The following is a 213-nucleotide window of genomic DNA, read 5'->3' as shown; positions in this document are numbered from 1 at the left end:
GGAAGCGTTATTGAAGCCCAGGTTAAAAAAGGAAAAGGCGCGACCGCCAGTCTTTTGGTACAGCAGGGTACACTGCACGTTGGAGATTCCATCATATCCGGTATGACCTATGGTAAGGTTCGTACCATGATTGACGATAAGGGCAAGCGAATTAAGAAAGCTGGTCCATCCACTCCGGTTGAAATTTCTGGTTTGTCGGATATCCCTGTGGCA

General features: G+C 47.9%; 1 protein-coding gene. It reads left to right on the top strand.

What is annotated here, in order from left to right; genetic code table 11:
- The coding region (locus tag HJV72_RS19400; protein ID WP_330619083.1) for a hypothetical protein at nucleotides 1-213 on the top strand (213 nt) is incomplete at both ends.

The organism is Extibacter sp. GGCC_0201, from assembly GCF_017566055.1.
GTDB lineage: Bacteria > Bacillota > Clostridia > Lachnospirales > Lachnospiraceae > Extibacter.
Note: the sequence above shows the minus strand (reverse complement) of the source record. Positions and strands in the feature narration are given on the sequence as shown.